The organism is Streptomyces sp. NPDC093801 (assembly GCF_040701585.1).
Lineage (GTDB): Bacteria > Actinomycetota > Actinomycetes > Streptomycetales > Streptomycetaceae > Streptomyces.
The window spans coordinates 296,198-322,508 of record NZ_JBFBDP010000001.1 but is presented as its reverse complement, the minus strand read 5'-3'; the positions used below and the strand labels follow the sequence as shown (position 1 = coordinate 322,508).

31 protein-coding genes are annotated in these 26,311 nt (G+C 72.7%); 1 reads left to right on the top strand and 30 read right to left on the bottom strand.

Annotated features, from left to right (window positions below):
• Window positions 1–10: 10 nt before the first annotated feature.
• From AB0469_RS01500 to AB0469_RS01355, 30 genes are all read right to left on the bottom strand, one after another.
• The gene (locus AB0469_RS01500) at window positions 11–1,132 is read right to left on the bottom strand and encodes a DnaB-like helicase N-terminal domain-containing protein (RefSeq protein ID WP_366449233.1); all 1,122 of its coding nucleotides are present in this window, start codon (window positions 1,130–1,132) and stop codon (window positions 11–13) included.
• A 1-nt stretch (window position 1,133) separates the two neighbouring features.
• Window positions 1,134–2,369, bottom strand: a complete 1,236-nt coding sequence (locus AB0469_RS01495) for a DNA cytosine methyltransferase (RefSeq protein WP_366449294.1) — start codon at window positions 2,367–2,369, stop codon at window positions 1,134–1,136.
• Between the two features lie 14 nt (window positions 2,370–2,383).
• Entirely contained in the window at window positions 2,384–3,253 is an 870-nt protein-coding gene (locus AB0469_RS01490) for a hypothetical protein (protein ID WP_366449293.1), read from the bottom strand.
• Window positions 3,254–3,791: 538 nt separating this feature from the next.
• The gene (locus tag AB0469_RS01485) at window positions 3,792–4,334 is read right to left on the bottom strand and encodes a hypothetical protein (protein WP_366449232.1); all 543 of its coding nucleotides are present in this window, start codon (window positions 4,332–4,334) and stop codon (window positions 3,792–3,794) included.
• A 62-nt stretch (window positions 4,335–4,396) separates the two neighbouring features.
• Window positions 4,397–4,672: a hypothetical protein gene (locus tag AB0469_RS01480; protein ID WP_366449231.1), complete on the bottom strand. Its 276-nt coding sequence runs from the start codon at window positions 4,670–4,672 to the stop codon at window positions 4,397–4,399.
• Between the two features lie 10 nt (window positions 4,673–4,682).
• Window positions 4,683–5,594, bottom strand: a complete 912-nt coding sequence (locus AB0469_RS01475; protein WP_366449230.1) for a hypothetical protein — start codon at window positions 5,592–5,594, stop codon at window positions 4,683–4,685.
• Window positions 5,595–5,711: 117 nt separating this feature from the next.
• A complete protein-coding gene (locus AB0469_RS01470; protein ID WP_366449229.1) occupies window positions 5,712–5,927 on the bottom strand; it encodes an XF1762 family protein in 216 nt (71 codons plus the stop codon).
• Window positions 5,873–6,205, bottom strand: a complete 333-nt coding sequence (locus AB0469_RS01465) for an XF1762 family protein (RefSeq protein WP_366449228.1) — start codon at window positions 6,203–6,205, stop codon at window positions 5,873–5,875. The genes AB0469_RS01470 and AB0469_RS01465 overlap by 55 nt, the downstream gene beginning before the upstream one ends.
• Window positions 6,202–8,001: a TraM recognition domain-containing protein gene (locus tag AB0469_RS01460; RefSeq protein WP_366449227.1), complete on the bottom strand. Its 1,800-nt coding sequence runs from the start codon at window positions 7,999–8,001 to the stop codon at window positions 6,202–6,204. Before AB0469_RS01460 ends, AB0469_RS01465 begins: the two co-directional genes overlap by 4 nt.
• A gap of 24 nt (window positions 8,002–8,025) precedes the next feature.
• The gene (locus tag AB0469_RS01455; RefSeq protein ID WP_366449226.1) at window positions 8,026–8,664 is read right to left on the bottom strand and encodes a DUF317 domain-containing protein; all 639 of its coding nucleotides are present in this window, start codon (window positions 8,662–8,664) and stop codon (window positions 8,026–8,028) included.
• Between the two features lie 131 nt (window positions 8,665–8,795).
• Window positions 8,796–9,386, bottom strand: a complete 591-nt coding sequence (locus tag AB0469_RS01450) for a hypothetical protein (protein ID WP_366449225.1) — start codon at window positions 9,384–9,386, stop codon at window positions 8,796–8,798.
• Window positions 9,387–9,421: 35 nt separating this feature from the next.
• A complete protein-coding gene (locus tag AB0469_RS01445; protein WP_366449224.1) occupies window positions 9,422–10,246 on the bottom strand; it encodes a DUF317 domain-containing protein in 825 nt (274 codons plus the stop codon).
• 28 nt (window positions 10,247–10,274) lie between these two features.
• Entirely contained in the window at window positions 10,275–11,087 is an 813-nt protein-coding gene (locus tag AB0469_RS01440; protein WP_366449223.1) for a DUF317 domain-containing protein, read from the bottom strand.
• Window positions 11,084–11,464, bottom strand: coding sequence for a hypothetical protein (locus tag AB0469_RS01435; RefSeq protein WP_366449222.1), 381 nt, complete (start codon window positions 11,462–11,464; stop codon window positions 11,084–11,086). Before AB0469_RS01435 ends, AB0469_RS01440 begins: the two co-directional genes overlap by 4 nt.
• Before the next feature lie 220 nt (window positions 11,465–11,684).
• Entirely contained in the window at window positions 11,685–12,080 is a 396-nt protein-coding gene (locus AB0469_RS01430) for a hypothetical protein (RefSeq protein ID WP_366449221.1), read from the bottom strand.
• A 35-nt stretch (window positions 12,081–12,115) separates the two neighbouring features.
• Window positions 12,116–12,871: a hypothetical protein gene (locus AB0469_RS01425; RefSeq protein WP_366449220.1), complete on the bottom strand. Its 756-nt coding sequence runs from the start codon at window positions 12,869–12,871 to the stop codon at window positions 12,116–12,118.
• A 155-nt stretch (window positions 12,872–13,026) separates the two neighbouring features.
• Entirely contained in the window at window positions 13,027–13,776 is a 750-nt protein-coding gene (locus tag AB0469_RS01420) for a hypothetical protein (RefSeq protein WP_366449219.1), read from the bottom strand.
• A gap of 29 nt (window positions 13,777–13,805) precedes the next feature.
• Complete coding sequence (locus AB0469_RS01415; protein WP_366449218.1) at window positions 13,806–14,504, bottom strand: hypothetical protein; 699 nt, start codon at window positions 14,502–14,504, stop codon at window positions 13,806–13,808.
• A gap of 23 nt (window positions 14,505–14,527) precedes the next feature.
• A complete protein-coding gene (locus AB0469_RS01410) occupies window positions 14,528–15,388 on the bottom strand; it encodes a relaxase/mobilization nuclease (RefSeq protein ID WP_366449217.1) in 861 nt (286 codons plus the stop codon).
• Window positions 15,385–15,804, bottom strand: coding sequence for a hypothetical protein (locus AB0469_RS01405; RefSeq protein ID WP_366449216.1), 420 nt, complete (start codon window positions 15,802–15,804; stop codon window positions 15,385–15,387). Before AB0469_RS01405 ends, AB0469_RS01410 begins: the two co-directional genes overlap by 4 nt.
• Window positions 15,805–15,940: 136 nt before the next feature.
• Window positions 15,941–16,414, bottom strand: a complete 474-nt coding sequence (locus AB0469_RS01400; protein WP_366449292.1) for a hypothetical protein — start codon at window positions 16,412–16,414, stop codon at window positions 15,941–15,943.
• A 226-nt stretch (window positions 16,415–16,640) separates the two neighbouring features.
• Window positions 16,641–18,440, bottom strand: coding sequence for a hypothetical protein (locus tag AB0469_RS01395; RefSeq protein WP_366449215.1), 1,800 nt, complete (start codon window positions 18,438–18,440; stop codon window positions 16,641–16,643).
• Entirely contained in the window at window positions 18,437–19,576 is a 1,140-nt protein-coding gene (locus AB0469_RS01390; RefSeq protein ID WP_366449214.1) for an AAA family ATPase, read from the bottom strand. Before AB0469_RS01390 ends, AB0469_RS01395 begins: the two co-directional genes overlap by 4 nt.
• Before the next feature lie 192 nt (window positions 19,577–19,768).
• Window positions 19,769–19,990 carry a hypothetical protein gene (locus tag AB0469_RS01385; RefSeq protein WP_366449291.1) on the bottom strand — a complete coding sequence of 74 codons (222 nt, stop codon included), beginning with the start codon at window positions 19,988–19,990 and terminating at the stop codon, window positions 19,769–19,771.
• Between the two features lie 116 nt (window positions 19,991–20,106).
• Complete coding sequence (locus AB0469_RS01380; RefSeq protein WP_366449213.1) at window positions 20,107–21,387, bottom strand: MFS transporter; 1,281 nt, start codon at window positions 21,385–21,387, stop codon at window positions 20,107–20,109.
• A 45-nt stretch (window positions 21,388–21,432) separates the two neighbouring features.
• Entirely contained in the window at window positions 21,433–22,593 is a 1,161-nt protein-coding gene (locus AB0469_RS01375; protein ID WP_366449212.1) for a hypothetical protein, read from the bottom strand.
• A 17-nt stretch (window positions 22,594–22,610) separates the two neighbouring features.
• Window positions 22,611–23,852: a hypothetical protein gene (locus AB0469_RS01370; RefSeq protein ID WP_366449211.1), complete on the bottom strand. Its 1,242-nt coding sequence runs from the start codon at window positions 23,850–23,852 to the stop codon at window positions 22,611–22,613.
• 270 nt (window positions 23,853–24,122) lie between these two features.
• A complete protein-coding gene (locus tag AB0469_RS01365; RefSeq protein ID WP_366449210.1) occupies window positions 24,123–24,467 on the bottom strand; it encodes a hypothetical protein in 345 nt (114 codons plus the stop codon).
• Window positions 24,464–24,760 (bottom strand): hypothetical protein, encoded by a 297-nt coding sequence (locus AB0469_RS01360; RefSeq protein WP_366449209.1) that lies wholly within the window; start codon window positions 24,758–24,760, stop codon window positions 24,464–24,466. Before AB0469_RS01360 ends, AB0469_RS01365 begins: the two co-directional genes overlap by 4 nt.
• A 152-nt stretch (window positions 24,761–24,912) precedes the next feature.
• Entirely contained in the window at window positions 24,913–25,545 is a 633-nt protein-coding gene (locus AB0469_RS01355; RefSeq protein ID WP_366449208.1) for a hypothetical protein, read from the bottom strand.
• 333 nt (window positions 25,546–25,878) lie between these two features.
• Between AB0469_RS01355 and AB0469_RS01350 the strand changes: the two genes are divergently transcribed.
• Entirely contained in the window at window positions 25,879–26,241 is a 363-nt protein-coding gene (locus AB0469_RS01350; RefSeq protein ID WP_366449207.1) for a hypothetical protein, read from the top strand.
• Window positions 26,242–26,311: the final 70 nt, after the last annotated feature.

Here is a 26,311-nt window from a genome sequence, read left to right as displayed (position 1 = left end):
GGCGGATGGGTCAGCGGGGGGCCCGCGTGGTGGCTGTAGGACGCGGTGGGACGGGTCCGGCCCGGGGTGGGGCCGGGCCTGCGGACTGGGTGGTCCTGGGCAGGGTGGGGCCGGTGGCGCGGTGCCAGCGGGCGCGAACGGCGGCGAGGTCGGCGAGGGCGCGGCGGGTGCCGGCGAGGAGCTGGTGGAAGGTGTTGGTGTCGTCCTGGGTGTAGGCGAGGACGGTGAGGCCGGTGGTGTGGGCGCGGGCGAGCATGGCGCGCCGCAGGACGACCTCCGCCCAGTGCTCCGTGGCCACGCCGTGGCCGTCGGTGAGCATGCCGAGGAGTTCGGCCGGGGGCAGGGCGGGGGTGATCAGCCCTTGGTGCTGGGCTTCCCAGAGCACGGTGACCGGGTCGATGGGGTCGCCGCGCCGGGCGACGTTGAGCAGGCAGCCGAAGAGGCGGCCGTGCAGGGGGTCGAGGAAGTCGCCGGGCTGGAGCCAGCGTGCGGCCTCGGTGGGGCGGGGGTGGGCGCAGAGCGCCGCGAGGAGGAGACGCTCGTCCTGGACGTCCTCGTGGTCGGGGTCGCGGACGGGGTGAGCCGGGGCGGGGGTTCGGGGCAGGGGGCTGGTGTGGGCGGGGAACCGGTCGGCGAGGTGGTCCAGTACGCCTGCGAGTGTGTCGGCGGCGGTGAGCGCAGCGGTGGGCTGGTCTTCCAGCATGGGGTCGCCGGCGGTGTGGACGAGGTGTTCGGCGTGAGCGGTTAGGGTCCGGCGGGCGTGGCCGGCACGGACGATCGCCGCGTACGCCGGTGCGTGGGCGGGCTCGGGGCAGGTGCTTGCGAGCTGGTGGAGGTAGGAGGCGGTCAGGCCGCGGGCGGCGGGCCGGGCGTGCTCCAGAACGGCTGTGAGCCAAACCGGCTTTCTGGTATGGACGTTGGGCGGTGGCGGGGTGAGGGCGGTCATGGCGTGGAACACCGCCAGGTGCGCGGCGTTGGCGAAGTCGGCCGGGTGCAGGATGCCGAGGGTCTTGAGGCGGTCGGGTTCGAGGAGGAGCGCGCCGAGGAGGGCCTGCTCGGCGTAGTGGCCGGCGGGGGCGGGCGGTACGTCGAGCAGGTCGAAGTCGGCGTCGGGGATGTTGGGTTGGGGCAATTTAGGCGGCCAGGGTGAAGTCGTCGCGGGTGAGGGTGACGCCCACGTGCGGGGCGAGGAGGTGGGCGGCCAGGCGGGGCGGGACGGCGTTGCCGATCTGGGCGAACTGCTGGCCCTTGTTGCCCTGCCAGGGGTAGTCGGCGGGGAAGGACTGCAGAGCACCGGCCTCGGCGGCGGTGATCCGGATCGCTTCCGGCGCCGGACTCGGGGGGCGGTCTGCGCCCGGTTCCGCGGCGGTGGGTTCGGCCACCCACACGCACTCGTTGGCGCGGTGCCCGAAGAACAGCGTTCCGGCCGGCTCGTCGACGGTGCGTACGGTGGCGTTGGCCTGGTTGTTGCTCCGCAGCGACCAGGACCAGCCCGATCCACCCGTGGTCTTTCTGGCCGGGCCGCCGGGCCGGGTGCGCCCGTCGATGTGGCCGGGGGCTCGGTGTCTCCACCGGCCGCGGTCGCGGGCATCGGCGAGCGTCTTCCGGGCGCCAGTGGGCCAGGGCTCGGGGCCGCCGCCCGGGCCGCCGCCCGGGCCGCCGCCGGCGCACACGGTCGGGGTGGGCCGGTCGGTGGCGCCCCAGCCGAGCGCCTCGGCCATCGACACCCACCGCTCGCGGCCCGGCCCGAACAGCGACTCCGGCTCAGCGGCCTGCGCGTGGGTGGGCGTCGGCGGCTCGGCGGTACGGACGCGGGAGGCGAGCAGGATCGCCCGGCGCCTGGTCTGGGGCACGCCGTAGTCGGCGGCGTTGAGGATGCCCGTCCACACCGAGAACCCCCAGCTCCTGAGGATGGCGGCGTACTGGCGCCACAGGGGCAGGACGTCGGGGACTTCCTCCATCGCGATCCACTCCGGCTGCCCCACCGCGTTCAATGCATGGAGGTAGCGCATCGGCTCGGCGGCCAGCAGGCTGCGGTCGTCCCGGCAGGCGGTCAGCAGGCCGGCGCGGGTATCGCGCCCGGCCGCGAGGTCGGCGACGGCCTGGTGCACCAGCGGCTGGTCCACCAGACCGAGCCGCTTCCCTGCCATGCTCCATGCCTGACAAGGTGGCGACGCCAGAAACCCCCAGGTCCGGCCCACCAACGGCCAGGTCGGATACAGAGCCACGTCGGTTCGGACCGTCAACTGCCCGGCAGCGGCCCGCGTCCGGCACGCCCACTCATCCCACTCGAGTCCGACCTCGCGTATGCCGAACACCTTCAGAGGCAGGCTCCAGCCCCCGCTCCCCGCAAACAGATCCAGGGCCAACGGCGGGGAGGCGGTCACGAGGCGAGCCCGAAGTCGTCCTGCACCGGCTCTTCTTCGGAGCCGCGGCAGGCCCAGGGCGAGCAGCCGTTCTCGACGCCCTGCTCCAGCTCCTCCAGGTCCGCTTCGGCGGTCTGGGCCTGCAGGGCGGCCCATTCCGCCGCGGTCACGTGGTCGATCGGTGCCTCACCGAGCGGCACGCGGGAACGGTGCAGGAATGCCTGCCCCAGAAGCCGGTTTCCGGTAGCGTTGGCGCGCGCATTTCCGGCCCGGATCGCCGCGTCGAACTCCACCACATCCGCCCACTCCTCCGGGGAATTGTCGCGGATACTCCGCCACTGCGCGTTGCCGTGGTACGGGCAGCCGAGGCAGCTCGATTTCGGAGTATCGGCCAGTCCCAGACTGGTGAGGTAGTGGACGCAGTCGGCGCGCGACCAGCCCATCTCGATAAGCGGATGGCGGTTGCGCATGTATTTGACGTCCGAGTCCTTCGCCCGGTGGAACTCGTCGGTGGAGATACCGACCCACTGCTCCACGAACATGCCCTTCGGAACGCGTTGTGGGTACGGGTGGCCAAGGAGTTCGCGGATTTGTCGTTTAATCGGCTTGATTTTATATTCCCCGGTGCACTGACGCCGGGTCATTCCAGGACGGCCGTCCTGGTTGAGAATGTAGAGGGGCATGGACGCGAATCTGTGATCCGGGTCCAATGCGTCTCTTCTGATGTTCCCGGCCGAAACTCGGAGGACGGGAATTCCGGCCGGGCGGGCGATCTCCTCCTCCAGGCGGTTGAGGTGATCGTAAACGGCTTTAGGTTCCCATCCGGTGTCCGCGAAGATCGCATGGTTGACCCTCGGGAGTATGCCCTCGGCGGAAAGGCAGAGCAGAGCTGAGGATTGAATTCCGGCACCAAGGGAAAGGGCGCGGAACTGGGGAGAGGTGGAAATGGGGGAATCCTTTGACGGTGCGGGGAGGGTGAGGTCAGCGAGCGGGTGCTCGGAAGGGGCCGGCCGCCGGGGCGGTCAGGGGCATGGGAGCGGAGGCGCGGCAGGACGCGGTCGGTGATCCGCCAGGCGGCTCGGACCGGATCGCGAGGAGCGGCGACGGCCGGTGGCGCGGGGATGAGCTCGGTGACGTCCGAGTGGAGTCCGTACGGGATCACGGGGCAGGTCAGGACTCGGTCCCGGCGTTGCTCGATGAGGTAGAGCTCCAGGTCGTCAGGGCCCAGCAGCGTCGCGGCATGAAGACGGCCGGCGAGCACAGGACGGGCGTCGAAGGGAGTCCAGACGCGGCAGAGGTCGAGGGACTGGTCGGCGGGCGCGGGTACCAGTGGCGGACGGCCTTCCGGGTGCCGGGCAGATGGTGGGCGAGCTGGAGGGTGAAGAGGTGGAAGGGGTGCAAGAAGATCCTTGACGGCGGGGGATGTCAGCGAGTTCGGCTGACGGCGGGCGCAGAGGCCGCGGCGCCGGGGCGGGACACGGCAGGCGCGGCCGGGCGGGGCAGGTTGCGGGGTGCGTCCGTGGTGGCCTGGTGGCTGAAGGCGGGGGCCACGCGGTCGAGCCCTTCGGCGATCTGCAGGGCCTGGGCGTGAGCATCGGCGAGCTGCTCGGCGACATCGGTGGGGAGCCGGTCCCACTGGGCTCGGTACTGGTAGCGCTGGACGATCTCGGCAGCGTTGCGGAGCTGTTCGGCGACCTGCCGCAGGATCGCGGTCTGCTGGTCCGGGGCGGTGGCCGTGTGCGTGGCCTGCAGAAGCGCGTCCAGCGCGGCGGGGAGCGACTCGTCATGCGCGGGAAGGCCGTAGAGCGTGGCGTGCAATGCCTGGGCGTAGGTCGTCACGGGTCCGCCCCGGCCGCGGCTTCGGTACTCCACGGGGGCTTGCCGACGGGCGCCGAACTGGACGGTCACGTCCCGGGGAGCGGCGCCGGGGTGGAGCTGGTCGGCGAGAGCGCGGGCGAGATCGTGCACGGTGGGGATGTCGGAGGACGTGGGAGCTCCTTGGGTGGCGGTGCTGCGTGCTGGGGGCGTGGTCACAGGAGGCGGCGCTGGGCCGGGGGCTTGCTCGGTGGCACGGCGGCAGCTGAGCGGCGGCGTGCATGGGCGGGGATGTCCGCCGGCGTGGGGATGCCCAGGCTGACGTGGGCGCTCAGGCCGTTGGCATAGGAGTGCGCCTCGGCAGCGGCGACGCCGCCGAGCAGTCCGCGCTTGTCCAGCCCGTTCCGCGGGTGGTAGAGCACACTGTCTGGCGTGGGGGCGAAGCCGTGCTGCTCCAGCAGGGACCGGGCGGTGGTGGTCGCGGCGGTCACGGCGACCGTGCTAATGGCGGCCACGGCGGGCGACGGGGTGGCCGCCGGGAGGATGTGGCGCCGCAGCGGAGGTCCGTGCTGGGGGCTGCGGTGGCGTGAGGGGTCTGCGGACGGTGAGGACGGGCTCGGGGCCGTCCTCGGTGGAGATGCCGAGGACTCGGTCGCCCGGGCGGAGTTGGGCGGCCGGTAGCGAGATCAGGTCGTGCACCGTGCCGGCCTCGGCGTGCGGGCTCCAGCCCAGCGCGTGGAGGCTGGACTCCAGAGGGAGGTCGTGGTGGCCCATGACGTGGCGCAGGGTGCCGACGGGGATCTGGGTGTGCCGGGCCCAGTCCTCCAGGCCCATGCGGAGCCCGAACGCCCGGTGAGGCACTCCGCTGCCCAGCATCGAGCGGTTGTGCGGTTCTTCGGTAATGGCTTGCTCCGGCTCCCACCCTGCGGCGATGCGGCGCCGCAGGGTGGTGGCGGTACAGCCAGCGCGGGGGTCTACGGCCCAGCGGGACATCGGCTTGGTCTCGCCGAACGCCGTGACGGGGAGGGCGAAGTCCGGCCCGTCGGACCCTTTGAGCAGGGCGTCCTCGAACGTCATGCCTCCGGCCGTCAGGCGCCGGTACAGGGTGTGGTACTTGATGCCCGACTGCTCCGCCCAGCCGCGAAGCGTCAAGGTCCGCCCCTGGTAGGTGTGTTCCAGGGTCGGTTTGTCGTGACGTTCGCGGGTGATGGCGTCCTCGGGTAGCCAGCCCAGGGCGAGCCGGGTCCGCAGTGCCTCGCGGCTGACCGGGCATCGCGGGTCCTTGGCCCAGGCGGACAGGGCCTTGGACTCACCGAACGCGGTGATCGGCCCGCGGGCCAGTTCCCAGTTATAGCGGTCGGGGCGCGGTGCTTCGCAGGGTCGTGTGGACGGTGAGGTTTCGTCCGCGAGCACTTGGTCGGGAGCGGGCGTCCGGCCAGAGCGGGGGGTGTATTCGGTCAGTGTGGACCTTCCTGTTGCGGGGTGCCGGCCGCGGCAAGGCTGGGCACGGCCCGGTGAGCCGGTGAGGGGCTATGGCGCTTGCCACAGGGTGCGGGCGATGTGCTCGGTGCCGCGCGGGGTGCGGGGCCGGGAGGGGGTGTGCCAGCCGGGGCGGGGCGGGCGGCGGGCGATCACCCGCCACCCGGCCCCGCGCAGCGAGCCACCGGACTCGCCGTCCTGCGTGTACGTGATCAACCTGCGGTAGCCGAGCGCCTTCGCCGCGCGCCATGCCGCCCCGTACAGCATCGAGTTGGCGTTGGCGATGCCGCCCCGTACAGCATCGAGTTGGCGTTGGCGATGCCGTCGGTGCAGGTGCGGGTGACTTCCAGGGTCTGCCCGTCGTCGAGGTGCCGGGCGACGGGTCGGCCGACGGTGGCGACCGCGTGCAGGACGCCGTCGTCGTCGGCGGCACCCACGGCGAACACCATGCCCGCGGGGGGCGGGTGGTGGCGGTGCCAGGCGACTACGAAGGCCTTCGCGTCGCGCGAGCGCACCGGTACCAGGTGCAGTGGCGGCTGGCTCACGCGGCGGTTCCGAAGTCGGACTGGCGCGGTGCGGCCTTGGCGACGGCGCGGGCGGTGATCGCCCTCGATGCGGCGGCGGATGCTGCGGACAGCTGATCAGCGCCGGGCTCGAGGTACCAGGGGCGCAGGTCGAGCATGGCGGCTCGCATGCCGGTGGCGAAGCACAGCGCGGTGCCCTTGGGCAGGGCGCGGATGGCGTCGGCGGGCAGGATGCGTTCCTGCCGCATGCTGATGGAGGTGGACTTGCCCGAGTCGGAGACGGAGGTGGACTTCGTCTCGACGTCGTGGTCGCCGATGAGCCTGCTGAGCTTGTCGGCGAAGTCCGGGTCGTCGATTCCGGAGCCGATGACCTTGACGGTGGACGCGGACCACATGGCGTCCATGCCCGCGTCCCCCCACACTTTCTGGCCCTGCCGGTAGGACTGCAGGATGGTGATCGGGATGATCCCGCGGGAGCCGAGGTGGGAGTACAGGTCCGGGAGGTCGCTGATCTTGCACACGTTGGCGGCCTCGTCGAGGATCGCCAGCATCGGCGGATCGAGGCGTCCGCCGGCGCGTTCGGCCTGGGCTGTCGCGGCCCGCATCACCGAGTCCGCGCACGCCGCGATCAGCGCCGAGGCGCCGCCGCCGCCGTCCTTGCTGAGCAGGAACAGCGTGTCGAGGGAGGTGACGAACTCGGCGGGCCGGAACTCTGCCACACCCTTCTGCGGGGTGACCCAGGCGGCGATCTCGGAGTTGAGGAGGGCGGCGGCGTACTGGCGGGCGGTCTCGTAGATACCGTCCCTCGTTTCCGGCGGGCCCTCGACGGTGCCCTTCAACTGGGAGGCGACCGCGGTGAACTTGTGGTCGCGCAGGATGTCCAGCGGCGTACGGTCTGCGGGAAACGCCAGCCACTGCATCACGTCCGTGATCGGCCGCTCGTCGAGCGCGGCGGCGAGGAACAGTTGGGCGAGGATGTTGCTGCCGGCCTTGGACCAGAAGTCCCCCTGCTGGGAGGCATCCACAGAAGCGGCGAGGAAGTGCCCGGCCAGGCGGCCCGCTCCGTCGAGGGTGCGTGCGTCGGCGAGGGGGTTCCACCACATGGCGCGTTCGGCGTGGGCGATCTGCTGCGGGTCCATCGACCACACCCGGCCGACCTGGCCGCGGGCGTCGAGGGTGGCGGTGTAGGCGTCGCCGGCCGCCTTGTTGGAGGTGAGGAGGACCGGGCCGGGCGCACCCAGGATGGCGGGGATCGCCAGGCAGGTCGTCTTGCCGGAGCGGGGCGCCATGATGGCGACAGCTACGTCCTCGTACCCCATCCGGACTTCGTGCCGGCTGCCCTGGAGGTTGCCGAGGAGGACGCCGGTGTCGTGTGCGTCGATGGTCTTGGCGTGCTTGAGGCTGGGGCGCAGGGAGCGGGCCTTGGCGGTGATGGCCTTGGCGAGCAGCGGCTCGATGTCGGACCGCTTGGCCATCCCGGCGATACGTTTCCGCTTGCCCCTGCCGGCGGCGCCCGCGTGGCGCCGCCACCAGGTGAGCCCGCCCAGGACGAGCGCGATGAGGATCAGGGCGGGCAGCATGCGGGTGGCGATCAGCAGCGCGGTCTCGTCCGCGGCGGGCCACAGCTGCTCGGGGTGCAGGAGAGCGGCGGCTGGCTGGTAGGGCACCCAGTCGCCGGCGTCGGTGGCCCAGGCGAGGGCGTTGCCGCCGAGCCAGGCCAAGGCGGAGGCGGGGATGATGACGGCCATGGCGCCGAGCAGTGCCTTGAAGGCTATGTCGTAGCCGTCGTTGCCTGAGTTCGAGGAGGAGTTGGGCAAGGGGGCGGTTCCAGAGGGGGAGGGTCAGCGGGGGCGGCGGGTCGGGGGCGTTTTCCCCGGCGGTGGCGAGGGCGCGGGTGTGCTGGACGGCGGGCGGGCGGTGAGGGCGTCGATGCGCCGCTCCAGGGCGAAGGCCACGTCGGGGGCCGGTACCTGCGCGGTAGTCGTGTGCAGGTGGTGGCCGAGGTGGGGCAGGCGATGCGGGTCGCGGGCGATGGGGGCGGGGTCGGCCAGCGCGCCGGTGACAGCGGTGATCAAGTGGGGTGGAGTGGTGCCGCTGAGGTATGCCTTCCAGACCTGGCCTTCGGGGTCGCCGCCGATGGCGACGTCGATGAACCAGCTGTTGGAGCCGGTGTCGGTGAAGTGCTCGACGTGGGCGATGCCGTCGGGTGAGGTCAGCCCGTCGTGGTCGCGCGCCGGCTGCCAGCCGGCCGCGAGAAGCGGCTCGTACGGGCTGCCAGGTGCGGGCGGGGCGTGGGGTGAGGTGAGGGTGTCGGTGAACGCGGCGATGATCTCGACCGGGGTGCGGGCACCGAAGTTCACCGACCACGAGGGGTTCGTGTCGGTGCGGTGGTGGCGCAGGACCCACCAGGGCTGGTCGGGGGCGGGCTCCAGGTGTAGTACCGCCAGTTGGTCGGGGCTGGTGAGCAGTACCCGCGGCATGAGCGGGTCGTACCCGTAGCTCCACCCGGCGGCGCGGTGCAGGGCAGCGGTGACCCAGGCAGGGTCACCGGGGCCGGCGAGGTAGCGGGGGCGGACGAGGGCCTGCTCGACGGTCAGGGCTGTGTGATCGGTCAGGGGGTCCTCTTGGAGAGGGGCTTTGGGCCCGCGGTGGAGATGACGGCAGCCGTGGTCAGGTCGGCGCGATGGCGAGACCCTTGCTGGGCAGCGGTGTTGATGTCGAGGAGCGCTTGGCCGTGGACGGCCCAGGTGTCGAGGTAGTGCCAGGCTTCGGCGTTGCGGTCGGCGAGCGGCTCGTCGTACTCCTGCGTTCCGGGCACCGCCCGGTCCGGCAGGGCGTCCCGCTCGGCCAGCCAGGACTCCTGGAGGCGGTAGATCTCGTCGAGCGAAGTCCTCAGTGTCTTCAGCTGCCAGGACCAACTCGGACGGACACGGAGCGTCGGGATGTGTGGCAGCTGCCGCTCCGCGAGCGGCAGAAGGTGGGTGAGGGCGACGAACCGGATCTTCGCGAACGCCTCCCAGGTTTCGGCATCGCGGCGGCGCTGCCGGTATCCGTAGGCGATGGGGTCGTGCGGCCACCCGTCAGCATCGGTGTGCTCGTCGGAGTAGGTGTCCCAGGAGGCGAGGATCTCCTGGGCCTCCGTGATGTATCGCGTGAGACGGCCGAGGGCACGCCGGTGGTCTTCGTCAGCGGACAGGGACACGTGGTGGGGATTCCTTGGAACCGGAGGGCGGGGACCTATCGGGCGGGGCCGGCCGCGCCCGCCCGGGCGGCGGGTACGGAGGTGGCCACGCCCGGGGTGGGCTTGGGCGGGCGTGGACGGTGGCGTCGGGCCTGGGCCAGGCGCTGCTTGTGAGCGGCGGCCATCTCGTCGCCGATGACGAACTCCGCGTCGATGTGCACGTGGGGGCTGGAGACGTGGTCGTACCGGGCGCGCAGGACGGAGCCGGGGTGGCACACGGCGGCGGTGACGGCGGCCAGCAGGTGGGGAGGGGTGTTCTCGTGGAAGTCGGCCCGCCACAGCAGTCCCTTGGGGCCGTACTCGCCGTGGTGGTGGGCGGTGGTGAACTGCCAGCCGATCACCCCGATCGAGGGAGAGACGCGCAGTTCTGCCTGGACGGTGCCGTCCGGGGAGAGCAGGGTCTGCGTGCCTGCCTCGTCGGTGGTGTGCTGCCAGCCGCGGGCGGTGAGGACGTCGGCGACCGGGGAGGCGGGAGTGTCGGGTTCGGGCCGGATCAGGGCGTCGGTCAGGCCCGCCACGATCTCCACCGGCGTGTCGGTGCTGAAGGAGGCCGACCAGTGGCTGTGCCCGAATCCGGGACCGACCCTCCAGCCGGTGCGGTGTTCGGCGAAGTCGATGTCGAGACGCAGGGAGCGGTCGGGGCTGGTCATGCGGATGGCCGGGTGCAGGGGGTCGGAGGCGGTGGTCCATCCGGCGGCCCACAGGGCGTGGGTGATGTGCCGGGGGTCCCCGCGGCCGGCGAGGTAGCGGGGGCTGACGGGTGAGCCGTAGACGTTGTGGTCGGCGGCGAAGGCGGCCAGGTGCCGCTCACTGATGCTCACGAAAGGGCTTCATCTCCTTCCCGGGGTGTTATCGGCGGCCACGTGCGCCTGCTGCCGTGTACGGGCCGGCGGTGGCGGTGGGTGCGTGCTTGCGGGGGCGTGCTGCGGTCCAGGAGTTGCGGGCCCAGGTCGCGGCGCGGGCGGCGGTGATCCGGGCCTGCTGCCATGTGCCGAGCTCGGAGGGCCGCACGGACACCGACGTGGTGGTGATCCACTTGGTGGCGGGGACGTGTCCGCGCGGGCGCATCACCGGGGTCGGGTCGGCGAGCGCCGTCGCGAAGCCTTGGACGAGGTGGAGGGGGGTGGTGGAGGTGAATACCGCGTCCCAGGCGCGGCCGTGCTCGGTGCGGGCGCCGGCCCACCAGTGGGCCTGCCCGGGTCTGTTCTGGTGGTACTGCACCCAGGCGTTGCGGTCCGGGGAGACGGCGGTGAAGTGCTGTCCGCGTTCGGTCTCCCACTCGTTCTCCTCCAGTGGGGCCCACACGTTGGGGGCGTGCGCGGAGCGCGGTTTGGTCAGGCTGTCGGTGAGACCGGCGACGATCTCGACGGGGACGGCCATGGTGAACGTGGCGTGCCAGGCCGGCTGGTGTTCGCCGACCGCGTGCCCGGAGACGGTCCAGCCGCCGGGCATGGTGGTGGGGTCGTAGCCGATGCGCACGGTGCGGTCGGGGCTGTCGAAGACGTACGGTCCGCCGCTGCGGGTGTGGTCGCTCCAGCCGGAGGCGCGCAGGTACTCGGCGATGTAGCGGGGGTCTCCGCCGCCGCCGAGGTGGCGGGGTTCGATCAGGTAGTGCTGTTCGGGCTGGTCGGCCGGGCCCCATCCGGTCCAGGTCTTCTTCACCGGTGCCTCCGTGCGACGAGGGCGGATGCGGTTGGCGGCGCCGTGGTGGTGGCGGGTGGGCGGGTGAGCTGGTGGAGGGCGTCGGCGTGTTCGTCGAGGTCGAGGCCGATGTCGTTGAGTTCGTTGGCGGCGCGGCCGAGGGCGAGCCACACCTCGGGCGGCAGGGTTCCGGCTGTGGCGTGGTGCTTGGCGAAGTGGGAGCCGGTGGCGACCAGGGTGGTCAGGCTGCCGAGCACGCCCTCTTCCGGGTCGAGGACCTGGCCGAGGATTTGGGCGGCCTGCCGCGGCGGCGCCGTGGCCAGGTGCTCGTTGAGCACGTCGATCTGTTGGGCGATGTGGCGGGCGAGTTGGACGGGCTGGGGGTTGGGGCCGGGCATGGTCCTCCGGGCGGGGTGTCTGGGGCAGGTGTTTCGGCGGCGTGACTCATCCGGGTCGGCGAGTGGGCCTTCGGTCGGCTGCCGTGGCGGTCACGGTGCGCAGGTAGCGGCGCAGTAGGAAGACGGCCAGGCGTGGACGGCGGTCGGGCGTGATCGGGGGAGGGGGCTTTTGAGGCGTTGGGATCGTGGTGCTCCGGTGGGTGAGCGGTGTCGCCCTGGTTCAGCGGGAGCGGGGAGAGGCGTTGGTGCCCGGAGCGGTCGGCGGGGAGGCCGGGGCCGCGGCGGCTCGGGCCTGGGCGGCGCGGTGCGCGTCCAGGGTCTGCGCCCAGGCGGTCACGTCGTACACGTCCTGGTCGATGTTGACCTTGTAGTCGGCGATCAGGAGCGGGAGCACGGCGCGGGTGACCAGCTGCTTCTGTGCGGCCTCACTCAGACCCTCGGGGGTTTCGTGCCAGGTGTAGATGGCCTCGGTCTTGCGTTCCAGGCCGGTGCTGTCGAGGAGGGCGAGGAGTTCTTCGGGGGCGTCGGTGCGGCTGACGATGTGGATGGTGTCGGGAGTGGCGTGGCGTCGGTAGATCTCGACGTCGGTGCCGTATTCATCAGCGAGATTGCCCAAGGTGGGCACTCCTTCCGTAGGGGGGTGGCCCGGGGTCAGCGGCTCGGTGCAGAGACGGCGGTGGGCAGGGCAGGGCGTGGGGCGGGCGGTGTTGCGGGGGTGACGGTCGGGGCGGGGCGCACTGTGACACCGATGCCGATCCGGGCGAGTTGCTGGGCGGCCCTGTCGATGCGGGTGATCTGTTCGCGGTCGCCCAGGGCGGCGGGCAGCAGGAACATCCGGTGGTGGGGGTGGTATTGGAACCCGGCGCTGTAGAGGGCCGAGGTGGCGTCGCGGGCCCCGGTCACGGCGCCGACCACGCCGTCCGGATACCAGGCGATGCTCACGGTCCCGGTGATCAGAGGTGGTGCCGGCCGCCGCGGCGGCGGGTGGGTGGTGTTGTGGCGGACCTGGCGCAGGGCGTGCTCGTAGCGGGGCAGCAGGCGGCGGGCGACCTGGGCTGCGGCGCGGGCGGGGTCGGCGGGGACGGCGATGCCGTTGGGCTCGCCCACGCCGTGGAAGGAGTCGTGGGGGGCGTCCGGCTCCAGGGCGGCGACCATGAACCGGCGGGGGCGAAGAGGCCGGTCGAAGACCAGCAGGCGAGCGCCGTCAGGCCGGGCGAGGACGGCCTGGTGGCGAAGAACGTAGGTGGACGCGGCGTATCCGACGGCGCCGGCGTCCCAGACCGCTCCGGCGGTTGCGAGCTGGTCGGCGTATCCGTCGTGACGGCTGTAGGTGGCGGCCCAGGTGCCGGGCAGCCGGGCGGCGAGGGCCCTGGCGTAGACGGCCAGGTCGGGGCGTGAGGGGGACATGGGCTCCTGGGGCGGGGAAGGGAGGCGCCGCCGGTGCCACGGGCCATCAGCGGGTGCGGGAGGACCACCGCGACGACGAGGTGCTTGCGGGGAGCCGGGGAGAGGGCGGCGCACCTCGGCGTGCACGAGTTCGGCGACCTGGTGGGGCTGCCTCCTCACCGGGACCGGGTCTTGCCCGCCGTGTGCTGGCGCGGGACCGGGACTGGGGTGCTGTTCACGCTGGTGAGGGGGGTGGGGTGGCGCAGGGCGACGCCGATGCCGAGGGCGGCGAGCTGGGTGCCGGCGGTGCGTACGTGGCGGGCCTGGACGGCGGTGTCGTCACCGGCGAGTACGTACGCCTGCCGGTCGGGGTCGTGGACGAATCCGTTGGCGGTCAGGATCCGGGCGGCCTCGTCGCTGCTGGCCTCGGCGGCCAGGGAGCCGTCCTCGGTCCAGGTCATCTCGACAGTCTGCGGGCCTACTGCATCGGCCGTGAGGCGGGCGGCGTTGTCGCGGACGTGGGCCAGGGCGGTTTCGTAGCGGGGCAGGAGGCTGGTGGTGATGGCGTCGGCGGCCTCCTCGGGGTCGGCGGATATCACGATGCCGTCCGGTTCGCGCACGCCGCGGAAGGCTCCGGCATGGATGTCTTCCGGGGCCATGGCGGCGATGAGGACAGCGTCTGCGTGGCGGGGGTGGTCCATGAGGAACAGGCGCCGGCCGTCGTCGCGGGTCAGGATGACGTCGTGCGTGAGGGTGGTGGTGGCGAGGGGTTCGGCGACCTGGTTCATGTCCCACACGTCGGCGGTGAGGAAGAACTGGTCGTCGTGGGCGGTGTGCAGGCGGAGCTGGTGGGTCCAGGTGCCGGGCAGGAGCTGGGTGAGGATCGCGGCGAAGGCGCCGAGTTCCTCGTGGTGGTCGGTGGGCATGGATTCCTCAAGGCGGTACGGGACGGTGGTCAGCGGCGCCGAACGGCGGGCGCGGGCCGCAGCGCGGACGGGGGCGTGGTGGTGACGGGGACAGGACACGGGCAGGCGGCCGATGCCTCCCTCTCGCCGGGGCCGACCTTGCCCGGGCAGGGATGGCGGTGGGGGTGCGGGCTGTGCCGGTCGGCCAGTGCGTTGCGGGTGGCGCGCACGTCCGAGTCGATGACGGCGAGCCGTTCCTCGGCGAGGTAGCGCAGCCGCTTCGCGGTGGAGGGGTCGGCCGGATCGCCCAAGTGCTGGTAGAAGTCGGCAGTGGCGGCTAGGACTTCGGCAAGGGCCGGCAGGATGCCGTTGTCCTCGGCGGTCAGTTCGGTCAGTACGCCGGCGACGTCTTCGGTGGTGTCGGCTTCGCGGATCCGGGAGGCGAGGTGCGCGACCTGAGCGCCGAGGCTCGGATAGCGCGGCTCACGACGGTCGGTGGCGAAGGCGGTGTCCGCCTCGACGGTGTAGCCGACTGCCTGGAGGCGGGCCACGGCGCGGGTGGCCAGGTGCTCTTCCTCGGCCCGGTCGAGGTTCTTCGGCAGCCGGTGGTAGCGGTCGTGGTGGCGGATGACGGGGACGAAGCCGGTGCGCTCAAGGATGCTGCGGGCGACCGCGTCGCCGCCGCGGGCGAGGACTTCACCGGAGTGCGGGTCGCGCCGCAGGGTGAGGTGGCGTTCGGCCAGAGGCAAACAGGCTCCCTTCGAGGGTGGGTTCAGCGGGCTCGCCGCGCCGTGCGGGCGGGGCGGCGGGTGGAGCGGACCACGGCGTTGCGCAGCAGTGCGGGCGGGTTGGCCAGCGTCTCGGCGGTGCCTTCGAGGTCGTGGAGCAGCCCGTACAGGCGCCCGGCTGCCCACTCGAGCTGGTGCGCGCCGCGCCGGGCGTACACCTCGGGCCGTGTCGCCAGCTCGTGGGCGGCTTGTTCGGTCAGGCGCCGGGCCTGGGCGAGGCTGCCGTTCATCTCGTCGGTGAGGGCGCGGATATGCTCGGCGATCTGCGCGGGTGTGGCTTCCGCGGCGACCAGGGGGTCAGCGATCACCTGGTCCTGGTGTCCGGCCGGGGGCCGGGCAGGGGTGAGGTCGAACTCGGATTCGAGGATCCGGGCCTGTCGGGCGAGGTCCTCGGCCAGCCGCCTCGGGGTGCGGGCGAGGGTACCGTCCTCGCGGACCAGGTTGGCGATGACATCCAGGCGCCCGTGCCGGAACTGGAGCGCGATCCACCGGCACGGCTCGCCGTCCCCAGGCGGCGCCAGGCCCGCGGTGCGGGCGAGCCGGTGGGCGATCTCCGACCACTGCGCCGGGGCGAGCGGCCGGTCCATGCGGTGCAGCCGGACGCTGAGATGAAGGAAGTACGGTGAATCGGCCGCCTCGGAGCGCGGCTGTGCATGGCTGAGGTGCGCGGCCCATTGGAACTCGCTCCATGCCTCCCGCTCGGCGAACTCGGAGCGCGGGTCCAGCCGGTCCCAACAGGCCACGATGCGGTGGCTGAGTTCGCGGGTGAAGCTGACCGGACGCTCCAGCGCGTTGCCCAGCGCGGCCGTAGCGGCGTGCTGCCGGCGGTGCAGGCGGGCGATCACCGGGTGCTCCGCTGGTCTGCGGTGTGGAAGAGCTGGTTGCGGTCCTCGATGGAGTACCACCCGGCATCCAGGGGCTCGTCCCCGTCGGCCTTCGGCAGCAGGAAGTCCCGCAGGGCGCGCTGGTAGATCAGGCAGTCCGGGCAGCGCTTGGAGAGGTGGACGAGGTAGCGGGGGTGGCCGGTGATGAAGGACAGGGCGCCGCCGTTGGGGTCGCGCAGCCGCCAGCCGTCCTCCTCGGTGGGGGTGTGCCAGGACGGGGCGACCACCGTCATTGCGTCTCCCCACAGCTCGCCGTCGGCGATGCCCTTGATCACCACGATCCGGTCGCCGGGGGCGAAGTGTGCGTGGGTGATGTCCCGGTGGGGGGTGATGGTGTCGGCGAGTATGGACGCGGTACGGGGGACGGCTTCGGGCACGGCGAAGTCCTCTCTACGAAGAGCATGGGTGGCGGTGGGGCCAGCACTTTCAATGGTCTGGAGGATCCCCGGTTTGGCTAACCGGGGATCGTCGGCTATACGTCTCCCGCCGCGGGCGACGTCACTGGCCCGGCGGTTACCGGAACGGGTTCTCCGTGCCGCGGTCGGCCTCGGTCGCCGCCTCCAGCAGCTCCGGCAGATCCGCACCCTCGGCATCCCGCTGGTCGATCCACCACCCGGCCCGGGTGACCGTGCGGACCTTCTCCTCCAGCACCGTCCAGTCCGCCTCCTCCCAGCTCCCTTCGGTGACGAGCGCGGTGTAGGCGGCGGTGGCCAGCTGGTAGCGGGAGCGCTCGCCCCAGTCCAGGGCGCGCTCGGAGCCCTCCAGGGGCGGCATGTCGAACTGTTCGGTCCATGCCTTCGCGGCGGCCTGTTCCTCGGCGCGGCGCGCGGCCAGCCAGGCTTCCTTCGAGGCGGTGTCGCTGTCGCGGGCGGTCTTCCAGCAGTCGGTGCAGTCGCGGTCTGCGAGCCAGCGGGCGAAGGACGCCCGCCGGTCGGCGGGGCGGTCGGACAGGTCTCGGGTGACCTCGTGTCCACAGCTGTGGACGATCTGCCATGCGGTACGGACCCCCGGGGAAGTCCGCTTGACGGGGTTTGCGTTCGAGGTCGGGTTGCTGGTCTGGTGCGTCAAGTCGAGTGCCTTTCGTTGGCGGTTGGGGTGGTGGCCTGCGTCGTCGCGGTGGGTCGTGCATCGGATGCACGATTCATGCGGTGGACGGAGGTGGTCTGGAGCGCGTGGCGGTGGTCTCGGGGACGCTTCCGCCTTCTGCGTCGTCTCAGCGTGTCCTGCGGATGGCGTCGGTGGCCGCCGTGGCGATGGCGGCGGGCGCGCTGGCCGGCCGGGGAAGGTGGAGCAGGGTGGTCCCCGGCAGGTGGAGGGATGTCTTGTTGAGGGTGAGCTGGAGTACGGCGCAGCCGGCGGTGGTGAGTCGTTTGATGCGGGTGACGGCTTGAGCGGTCTCGTCGGGGGTGTATCGGGCGTCGGTGACGATCACGAGGAGGCGGCCGGCGCCGGGGCGGCTGAGTTCGAGGCCGTGGTCGAGTGCGTCGATGGCGTCGCCGAGGTTGTGGCTGCCGCCGTTGGCGTTGAACGTCGTCACGCGTTCTGGCGCCCGGTGGGTGGGCCGGGTCAGTGCGGTCAGATCGTGGTCGTAGGCGATGGTGGCGGTGCGGGAGTCGGGGTCGGTCAGGGCTGCTGCGCGGGCCACGATCCAGGCAGCGGAGGCGACGGGTCCGCAGGCGGCGCGCATGGAGCCGGAGACGTCGACGGCGATGCCCACGCGCAGGGGCGGGGTGGGTGAGTTGCGGCGGCGGGTGTGGGTGAACGGTTCTGCGGTGGGTATCGAGCCGGCGGCGCGCTGGGCGTCGCGGGCGAGGGCCTGGCGCATGTTGAGGCGGCCGGGCGGGGTGGGGCTGGTGGTCCGCTCCTCGGTGCGTTCGCGGTAGGCGGCGGCGCGAAGGGCGCGGCTCAGGCGCGCGGCGGCGCTCTGCTCGGCGGCGGTGGGCCTGCGGGTGCCGGTGACGGGGTTGCTGTAGGGGGCCGGTGTGCCGTCGGGGTTGACGGTGGCGCCGCGGGGGTTGAAGACCCACTTGGCGGTGGCGGCGGCCTTGCGCCGCTGGTCGGCCTGCTGGGCGCGGTCCTTGGCCTGTGCCCTGGACCGCGCGGCCACGGCGTTGTTCGCGGCTGCGTGTGCCGCGAGGTCGGCGGCGTCGTTGGCGGCCATGTTGTCCATGACGACCGTCACGGCGCCGGACAGCAGATCGCTGAGGTTCTCCGGCACGGGCTGGGAGGGGGCAGCGCTGTCCAGGGCGTCGCACCAGTCCTGGGCGCGCGCGAGCATGGTCGTGGCGTCGTGGTCGGCACACCGGTGGGCCGCGGACCAGATGCGGGTGAGGGTGGCCAGCAGGTCGGCGCCCAGCACCTTTTCGCACAGATCGGCGACGGCCTGGGTCTCGCCGGCGTCCAGGATGCCGACGTCCCGGCGGCCGAGGATCAGGGCCGCCACGGAGGCGGCGTGCTCTATGCCCTGGAGGGTGGGGTGGGCGATGTCGGGCATGACCAGGGTTCGGGCACTGGTGCGCAGGTACGTGCGGTCCGTGGGCCGCCTGGTCAGGTGGGCGCCTTCGACGCGGCTCTCCTCCAGCAGGAGCGCGGCCTCGACGACACGGGGGTCCGCTCCCGCAGGCGCCGTCCAGACGGAGTGGGCCGCGTGCGCGGCCTCGTGGACGAACACTCCCCAGGCGGCGGGATACCGCTCCTCGTCGCCCACGATCCGCGGATGGATCTCATGGGGCTGGAACGGGGCGAACAAACGGGCGTCGAACTCGACCTCGCCCAGCGTGGGGAAGAACGCAGCCGGTGCGCCGCTGCGCGTGCCGGGGCGGCAGGTGACGAGGAGGTCCAGGCGGCCGGAGAGGGCGACCAGCCGATCGCCGAGTTCGGCTCCCACGCGCAGCCACGCGGACGGGGAGGAACGGGGCTGTGCGGGCGGGGCACCGTCGTCGTCCCATCGCGCGAGGTCGGCGTCCTCGTCCCGGGTGGTGGCGGGGGACTGGACGTGGTGGTGGGCGCTCATCGCGAGCGGCCCCGGTGCGCGGAGACGGCGCTGCCTGGGGGCTTCCGGACGGCCGAGGCGGGGAGCTGCTTGCCGAGGGTGAGGGGCGCGATCGTCTTGACGCCGACGGCCTTGATGACGGCGTCGGCGACGGCGTCGCGATCCTCCACAGGAGCGATGCCGACCAGGTTCGCGAGCGCGGCTTTCGTGCCGAGGACGGCTTCGGTCTTCTGGTAGCTGAGCAGCTCGCGCAGTTGGGGGGCCCAGCCCAGCTCGCCGAGGTCGACCTGGCGGGCGAGGTGTCGGGCGACCCGGACCACCCGGGCATCTATCTTCAAGGCCAGGGCGAGGTCGTAGTCCGTGCCGATCTGGATCTGCACGCTGAACCGGCTCGCGAGCGCCTCCGTCAACACCGCCCCGTGGACGCCGGGGTTGTGGCCCGCCACCACGTAGAAGCCCGGTTCGGCCTTGATGGTCTCGCCTTTGTGGGCCTTGACCTGGATCTGCCTGCGCCCGTCCATCGCGGGATACAGCGCCGCCAACACCTTCGGTGAGATCAAGGTGGCATCGTCGATCAGCAGGGCGCGGCCCTCGGTCATCGCGGTGACCAGCGGACCGTACTGGAAGACGTAGGCTCCCGCGTCGTCCTGTGTGTACTCGCCGATCAGGTCGCCGACCGTGGTGTCGCCGTCACCGGCGACGGTGAGCAGGTCCGGGAACGCCGCCTCCACGAGCGACGTCTTGCCGGTGCCCGGGGGGCCGTAGAGCAGCACCGGTACGTCGGCGTCGCGCAGCCGGTTCAACGCCTCGACGTCGGGCAGATCGGCCAGCTCCCGGGGGTGGTAGAGCTGGCCCCCAGCGCGGCGGATCGGGCCGGTCTGCCTGGGGGCTGTTGCGGCAGTGGTCGTGCGGGCCGTGGCCGCTTGGGCGCGGGGAGCGTGGGTGCCCGGTGGGCTGATCACAGCGGTCTGTGCGGCTGCGGCGGTTTTCGCGTTCGCTCGGAACTCCGGTTGTCCGGTTCCGCTTTGGTCGGCCTCGCCGCGTCGCACCAGGGTGAGGGCGGCGTTGCGGACGGCGCCGTGGGAGTGGCCCAGGTGCCGGGCCATGTCCCCGATGGTGAGCTTGTCCGTCGGCCGGTCGGCCAGCAGTCGGGCCACCTTGGCCCGTAGTTCGCCGCCCTTTGTCCGTGCTGGACTGGTAGGCGTTCCGGGTGTGGTCAAAACGTGGATCCTTCAACAGGTGCGGTTGCGGGCGGGTTGGCGATGCGCTGGAGAGGCTGGCCGCTCTGGGGGCGGATCACGGACTGTGCCGACATCGGCGACCGGGCCAACCGGGGCGTACGTCGGCGCTCACCGGCCAACCGAGGGCTCGGTGCAGGGGCAGGGGATGGCCGGCGACGAGCAGCTCGCCGGCTGCCGAGCAGGCCCGTGCGCCTGCTCCGTACCGGGTTCCGTCGCTCGGCAGGCGCAGTCCGGCGCCTCTTCGAAGCCGGACTGGAGCAGGATCCGCCGGGCGGCGGCGCCAAAGCGGGTGGTGGTGATCTCGCCGGTGATGCTGTGCCGGATCGGGATGAGCGGCTCGGCTGGTGATTCGGGCAAGGCGGGAGTCCTATCGGCGGTGGCGGGAAAGCGGTGGGGTGTTGGGCGAACGCGCGGGCCCGGAGGTTCCAGCGCATCAGTGGTGGGGGCTACGGGCGGGCGTGGCGGGGGAGGGCCGCGCCTGTGGCATGCGTGCGGCGGTGGCGGCCACGTCGTCGGGCGGGGCCGATCCGGCCGCGGGCGCAGGCCAGGACAGCCAGGGCGGTGGCGGCACCGGCTGCGGGGAGAGCTGCGAGCGTGTGCGGGTGGGTGGCGAGGGTGCCGGCGAGGGCGGTTCCGGCGGCCTGGCCGACACCGACGCTCAAGATCAGCCAGGCGTACGCCTCGGTGGTGCGGGAGGCGGGGGCGAGGATGTCGATGGTGTGGAATCCGCAGGTGATGACCATGGTGAGAAACAACCCCGGCACGAGGGCGAGTCCGATCGCGGTGTGTGGGCCGGGCTGGGCCAGCAAGGGCAGCCAGCCAAGGAGGAACAGCGTGCTGGTGGCCAGGAGCTGGGTGGTGGTCGTGCCGGGCCATGCCCGGCGGGCGTAGATCAGGCCGCCGAGGAAGGATCCGGTGGAGAACGCTGCGGGAAGCACTCCGGACAGCAGGGGCTGGTGGTGGTTGGTGGCCATGCTGGCGGCCCACACGTTCATCGCGCCGAGGGTGAAGCCGGTCCCGGCGAGTGCGAGGAATAGCAGGACGAGGGCGGTGTTCATCAGCCGCCCGCTGCCCGCCACCGCGTCGCTGTCGTGGGTGGCGGGGCGCCAGGTCCGGGACGGGGAGGCGGTCAGCACCACGGCGGTGCCGGCCAGCCCCAGGGCCGCGGTCGCGGCCAGCGCGGCGTCCGGCTCGTAGGTGGTGGCGAGCCAGGAGGCGAGCAGGGGGCCTGCGATGTAGAGGAGTCCTTGGGAGCCGGTGTCGAGGGCCTGGACGACCCGGCGCTGTGCGGGGTCGGTGAGCACGCTCGGCCACAGGGCACGGAGCCCGGCCTCCAGCGGCGGGGTGAATGCCCCTGCCACGCCGACGGTCGCGGTGACGGCGGCCGGGTGCCCGCTCGCCCCGATCCAGACGAGGGCTAGGAGGCAGCCGGAGTTGACCAGGACCGCTGGGGCCGAGACGCGGGTCTGCCCGTACCGATCCATGAGCCTGCCCTTGACCGGCTGGGACAGTCCCGAAGCCAGCCCGTACAGGGCGGCGAGCATCCCGGCGAACGCCAGGCTCCCCCCGGCTGCGGTGATCCACAGGACGAGGGAGACGGGCACCATGCCGTTGGGCAGGCGCCCGGTCAGGGTGCCGGCGAGCAGGCGGGCGACGTGCCGGCTGCCGAGAACGGCACCGTACGTGGCAGGCGGCGGGGCGGCGGTCGGGGTGGCGGCCAGGGTCAACAGGGCAGGGCTTTCCGTCAGATGGCGTGCGAGAAGGGGGTGCGGCTACCGGCGGTGGGCGTGCAGAGCGCTGGTCGGCGGTGCGGCGGGCAGCGGGGTTGTGGTCAGCGCCGGGGTGGCCGGGGCCTTGAGGTGGCGGGGGGCCGGGGTGCGGTACGGGGGAAGGACGGCGACGGCGGCGTCCATGTCGTCACCGACGCGGCGCAGTTCGTGGCCGAGCTGCCGGGTCTGGGCGGCGAGCATCCGCAGGCGGGCGGCGAGGTCGAGGCCGGCGCGGGTGTCCATGGCGCTCGCCCAGGCCGTACAGGTGTCGAGGAACGCGGCGATGTCCGCGAGGTATCCGCCCTCGGCCCGATGGCCGGCGATGTAGGAGATCGCCTCGGCGACGTCGCCGCTGTGGCGGCCACCGGCCACATCCCGGGTCAGATCGGCCAGGGACGGCGCCTGCCTGTCCGATACGGAGGGAGGCCCGGCCGGGTACAGCACGCCGGGCGGGACGGCCGCGGGCAGGTGCGCGATGGCGTCGTCGTGGCTGGTGTGGTGCCCCATCACCCGCATGCCGGGGCTGTCGATGTCCCCGGACAGGACCAGGACGATCTCCTCGTCGGGGTCTTCCGGGTGAAGGGCGCTGGCCACGGTGATCTGCCGGCCCGCGGCGTCGTAGCGGGACTCGATGGGCTGGAGCAGGCCCCGCAGGCGGGCCGCGTGGGCGTGCGCGGTCCACAGCTCCTCCTCGGGCGCGCTCAGTACGACGTCCGAGTGGGGTTGCTGGGGCTGGAGGGCGAGGTCGCGCAACAAGGTGGCGCGTTCGCCCCAGGTCTGCAGGTACGGCCACAGCCGGTCACCGCCCCCGCGAGCGGGATCGGGGAGACGGGCTGCCTGGCCGGCGGCGTGCGCAAGGTCGTCCAGCAGCAGCCGCCATCCGGCGTGGTGGCGGGCGGGCGGTATGGCGTCGATGCCGGCGCGGGCGGACTCCAGCAGCACGCCCGTGTGGGGCAGCAGCCGGTTGAATGCCTCGGCGAGATCGCGGATGTGGCCCTCGGCGGCGGCGCCCGGGACGGTGATCTGCCAGTAGCCGGGTCGCGGAGGGTTCAGGGCCCTCTCGTAGCGCAGTCGTATCACCGCGTATTGGGCGGCGTAGCCGGTCAGGGAGTCGACCGCCTGGCGCAGTTGAGGGGTCGGGGACGGGGGCGAGGTGATGGGCACTCCAAGGAGGTAGGGGGCTATCTGCGGCTGGGGACAGCGCGGGAACTCGGTGGCAGGGCAGCGGGAAGTGCGCTCGGGACCGCTGGAGGCCGCCCAGGCGCGGCGGCAACCGGTGCGGGGGTGAGCGCCGGGTGGGCGGTGCGGGCCAGGTCGATCAGCTGGCCTCCCTCCATCAGCCACAGCGCCAGCGGATCAGCTGCGGGCAGGGCCGCACCGGTGTCCGCGCCGTTGCCGGGCGGCCGGGTACCGAAAGCGGCGTCCATGCGCTCGAGGAACGCCGCCTCCTGCGCGCCGGCGGCAGGCGCCCCACGCAGGGCGGTGATGAGGCCGGGAGCGTGGGTGGTGAAGCGGGCGAAGGCGCCTGCCAGGTCCGGCTGCGGCGGACTGTGCACGGTGCCGGGCTCGTACGCCTCCTGCGCCCAGGCGAGGTCATCGGCCAGGTGGTTGAGGTGGGATTGCAGGACGGCCCGGCGGTAGTCGGCCAGCAGCACGGAGTCTGCCCGGCGCGCCGCGGTGACGGCGGACGGCTGCACGGCGATGCTCTGCGGCGGGGTCACCTCCTCGTCCAGGTACATGTCCCTGGGGGCGAGCGCGCCGACGTGGTATCTGGCGTCGTCGGGGGCCTGGACGACGGCGAGTTCGACTCCCGTGTCGCTGCGCAGCACAGCCGCCCAGGGCACCCGGCGCTTCTCCACGGTGTGCAGTAGCGGGCCGTACAACTTGGATCCCTGGCCGGGGCTGGTGTCCCAGATGCAGGCTGCCAGGTCCTCCTGCCACACGGGCAGGGAGTAGTTTTCGACCTTCACGGTCCACTGGCCGGGCAGGTGCTTGGCCATGTCCCGGGCGAAGTCGCCGACATAGGGCTGGTGCGTGGCGGTGACTTTGATCTGGCAGGCGCGGGCGAGCTCGTGGACCTCGGTCAGGGCCTCGCGGATCCGGGGGAGGTCGGCCAGGGGCAGGGTGTAGTTGCCGTCGCCGTCCTTGGTGAATCCGGCGACCAGCAGGATCTTGCGGGCCCAGCGCCAGTTGTCGCCGGTGACCAGGGCGACGATGCCGTCGTGCTTGCTGGTGAAGAGGTTGATCTCGGCCGAGTTCAGTGAGGTGTCCTTCCTGGGGAGGGGGCGGTGGGTGCCTGGCTGGGCCAGGTGGCGGCGAGGTGGTCGACGCCGAGCTGGTGAAGGAGCCGGTCGGCGACGTCGAGGAGGTCGCTGGTGCGCTGGTAGCGCTCGCCGAGCCGGGCGTGTCCGTGCTCGCGGCACCAGGTGCCGGCGGTGAGCAGGAAGTCCCGCAGGGCCAGCAGCGTGCTGTCGTGTGTGCCGGTCACGGTGTCGACGAGGACGTGGAACTGGGCAGGTGTCTCGGCCTCGGCCAGTCGGCGTGTCCAGTCCCGCAGGGCGTCGGCGGGGTCGGGCAGGTCCAGCCGGTCGAGGAAGGGGCTGGCCTCGGCGCGGGCCTGGCGCCGCAGCTCGCTGGGTGAGGGCAGGCCGGGGCCGGGCTGGGGGGCGGTGGTCATGGGAAGGTCCTGGTGGTCAGCGGGTACGGGGCACCGCGGCGGGCGCAGCAGGTGCAGGGACCGGGCCGGCGCCCTGGCGCGGGCTGTGCGGTGCGGGACGGCCGCCGGGTGTCAGGGCGGGGTCGAGGTGGATCGTGTAGCGGGCTGCGCGGAGCATGTCGGCTGCGTAGGAGGCGTGTTCGTTCTCCCACTCCTCGCCCATGTCGAAGGGGAGCCGGTGCCAGGTGCCCCGCAGGGTGGGCTGACGGATGAACCCGGCACGGTCCAGCAGGGCCCAGGCGAGCGCGTCGATCGGGCCCTCGGCCTCGACCTGCCCGCCCCTGCCACGCGTGATGGAGATGATCGCGGGGTCCTTCGTCAACGGCTTCGCCCCGGCCCGGCGGTTGCCGGTGCGTTCGCCGGCCGCCCGGTGGAGGCGGCGGGCGCGGGGCGGGCGGGCACGGCGGGCCCCTCCTGCGGGGAGCGGACGGCTGCGGCCTGCGCCACGGTGGTGCGGTACCACGCCCGCGGATCGGGCGCCGGGGCCGCCTGTGTGGTGTTGGCGGGATCGAGGGAGTAGTCGGCGTGGACCGGGTAGCCGCTGGCGCGCAGGCTGGCGACGGCCTCGCGGGTGCGCCGAGCACCGTCGTGGCCGGGGGTGCTCAGCAGGTACACGCCGTGCAGGCCATGGAGCGGCTGGAAGCCGAGGCGGGTGAGGTACCACTGGCTGATGTGGTGGGGGATGCCGGTGGAGGAGGCGACGTACCCGTACTGCGGGTGCGTGCCGATGACGAACTGGCCGGACAGAAGCGGGACTCCGTTTCGGGTCAGCGGGAGCGGCCGGGCGCTGGCCGGCTGCTGCTGGTGGGGACGGCGCTGCCGAGAGACCTGGACCGCCGCGCAGGCGCAGGCGCAGGAACGGTGGCGAGTGCTGCCATCCGCTCGGTGGCGCCGTGCAGGGTGTCGCCGATGTCGCGGAGTTGGACGGCTGCTTCCTCGAAGTCTGCGGCCAGGTCGAAGGCGTCGTCGTCCTCGGACTCCTTCGCCTTCTCGCCGGCGGCTTCGAAGAGCTCGGCGAGCCGGGCCAGCAGCCCGTCGTCGGGATGGAGGATCTGGTCGACGAGAGCGGCGGCGCGGTCGGGGTCCGGGATCCCGTTGAGGCGGTCGGTGAGGTCGAGGAGCAGCAGGCCGTATGCGTAGCGGCCGCTCGGATCCGTGGGGGTGGTCAGGGGCGGCGGGCCCGGGGGCGTGGTCGCGGGGGTGGGCGGTGGGGGCAGGGGGTGTCTCCGGGCGGGCTGGCCGGGCGGGTTAGCCCGGGTGCTGGTGGTGGAAGTGGGCGACCGGGTGGCCGAGCGCGGTGAGGGCGTGGACGGCCTGGTGGACGAGGTGCTCCTGCTGTTCGACCGGGAGTTCCGAGGGTGCGACGTAGGCGTGCAGGCGGGGGCAGTAGGAGAATCCACGCCCCCACAGCAGGCGGTGGACGGGGTCGGTGCGCGGGTGGGTCATGGGTGCGGCGGTGTGGGCTCCGACGTGGATGCTCACGGGGTGGTGCAGCATGTGCGTGCTGCCTCCTGTCATGGGTTCTAGCGGCGGGGCGCGGTGGGGCCGGATGCGGGGTTCGGCGGAGGAGCCGGTGGCTTCTGTCCGGGGTGGCTGCCCGGTCGGGCCGGGGTGTCGTACTCCTGGCGGAGGGTGGTTTCGACGGCGCGAGCGGCCTCGCTCATGGAGGCCAGCAGACCGCTCGCGGCTCTCCACGCCGCCGTGCGTGGGGAGTCGGCCGAGGACCGTACGTTGTGCTGATAGCGGTGGCCGGCGGCGAGGAGGTAGTCGCTGAGGGCACCGACGAACGCTTCGGAGGCGTTGAGCACGGCGCTGGTGACGACGGCGGCCTCGACAGGTGTGGCCGCCTCGTCCAGGGCCTTCAGATAGGGGCGCAGGTCGGGTGCGTCAAGGGGCGGCTCGGGGAAGCGGTGGCGGGCCAGGAGGCCGGCGGCATCCCTGCGCGCCCACCGGTCCAGGTCAGCCGCGGTGGCAGACCCGGTCGCGTGAGAGTGGATCTGCTCGGCGTCGCGGCTGGCGTTGTCGTACAGCTCGAAATCGGGGTTCAGGGCAGGGGCTTTCGGGTGCGGGAACGAAGTCTGCTGTGCGGGCGCTGAGGATCCTCCGGGCAGCGGGGCGGTCGGCGTGGGAGTCGCCGCAGGCAGCGGACTTCGGAAGGCCTGTACA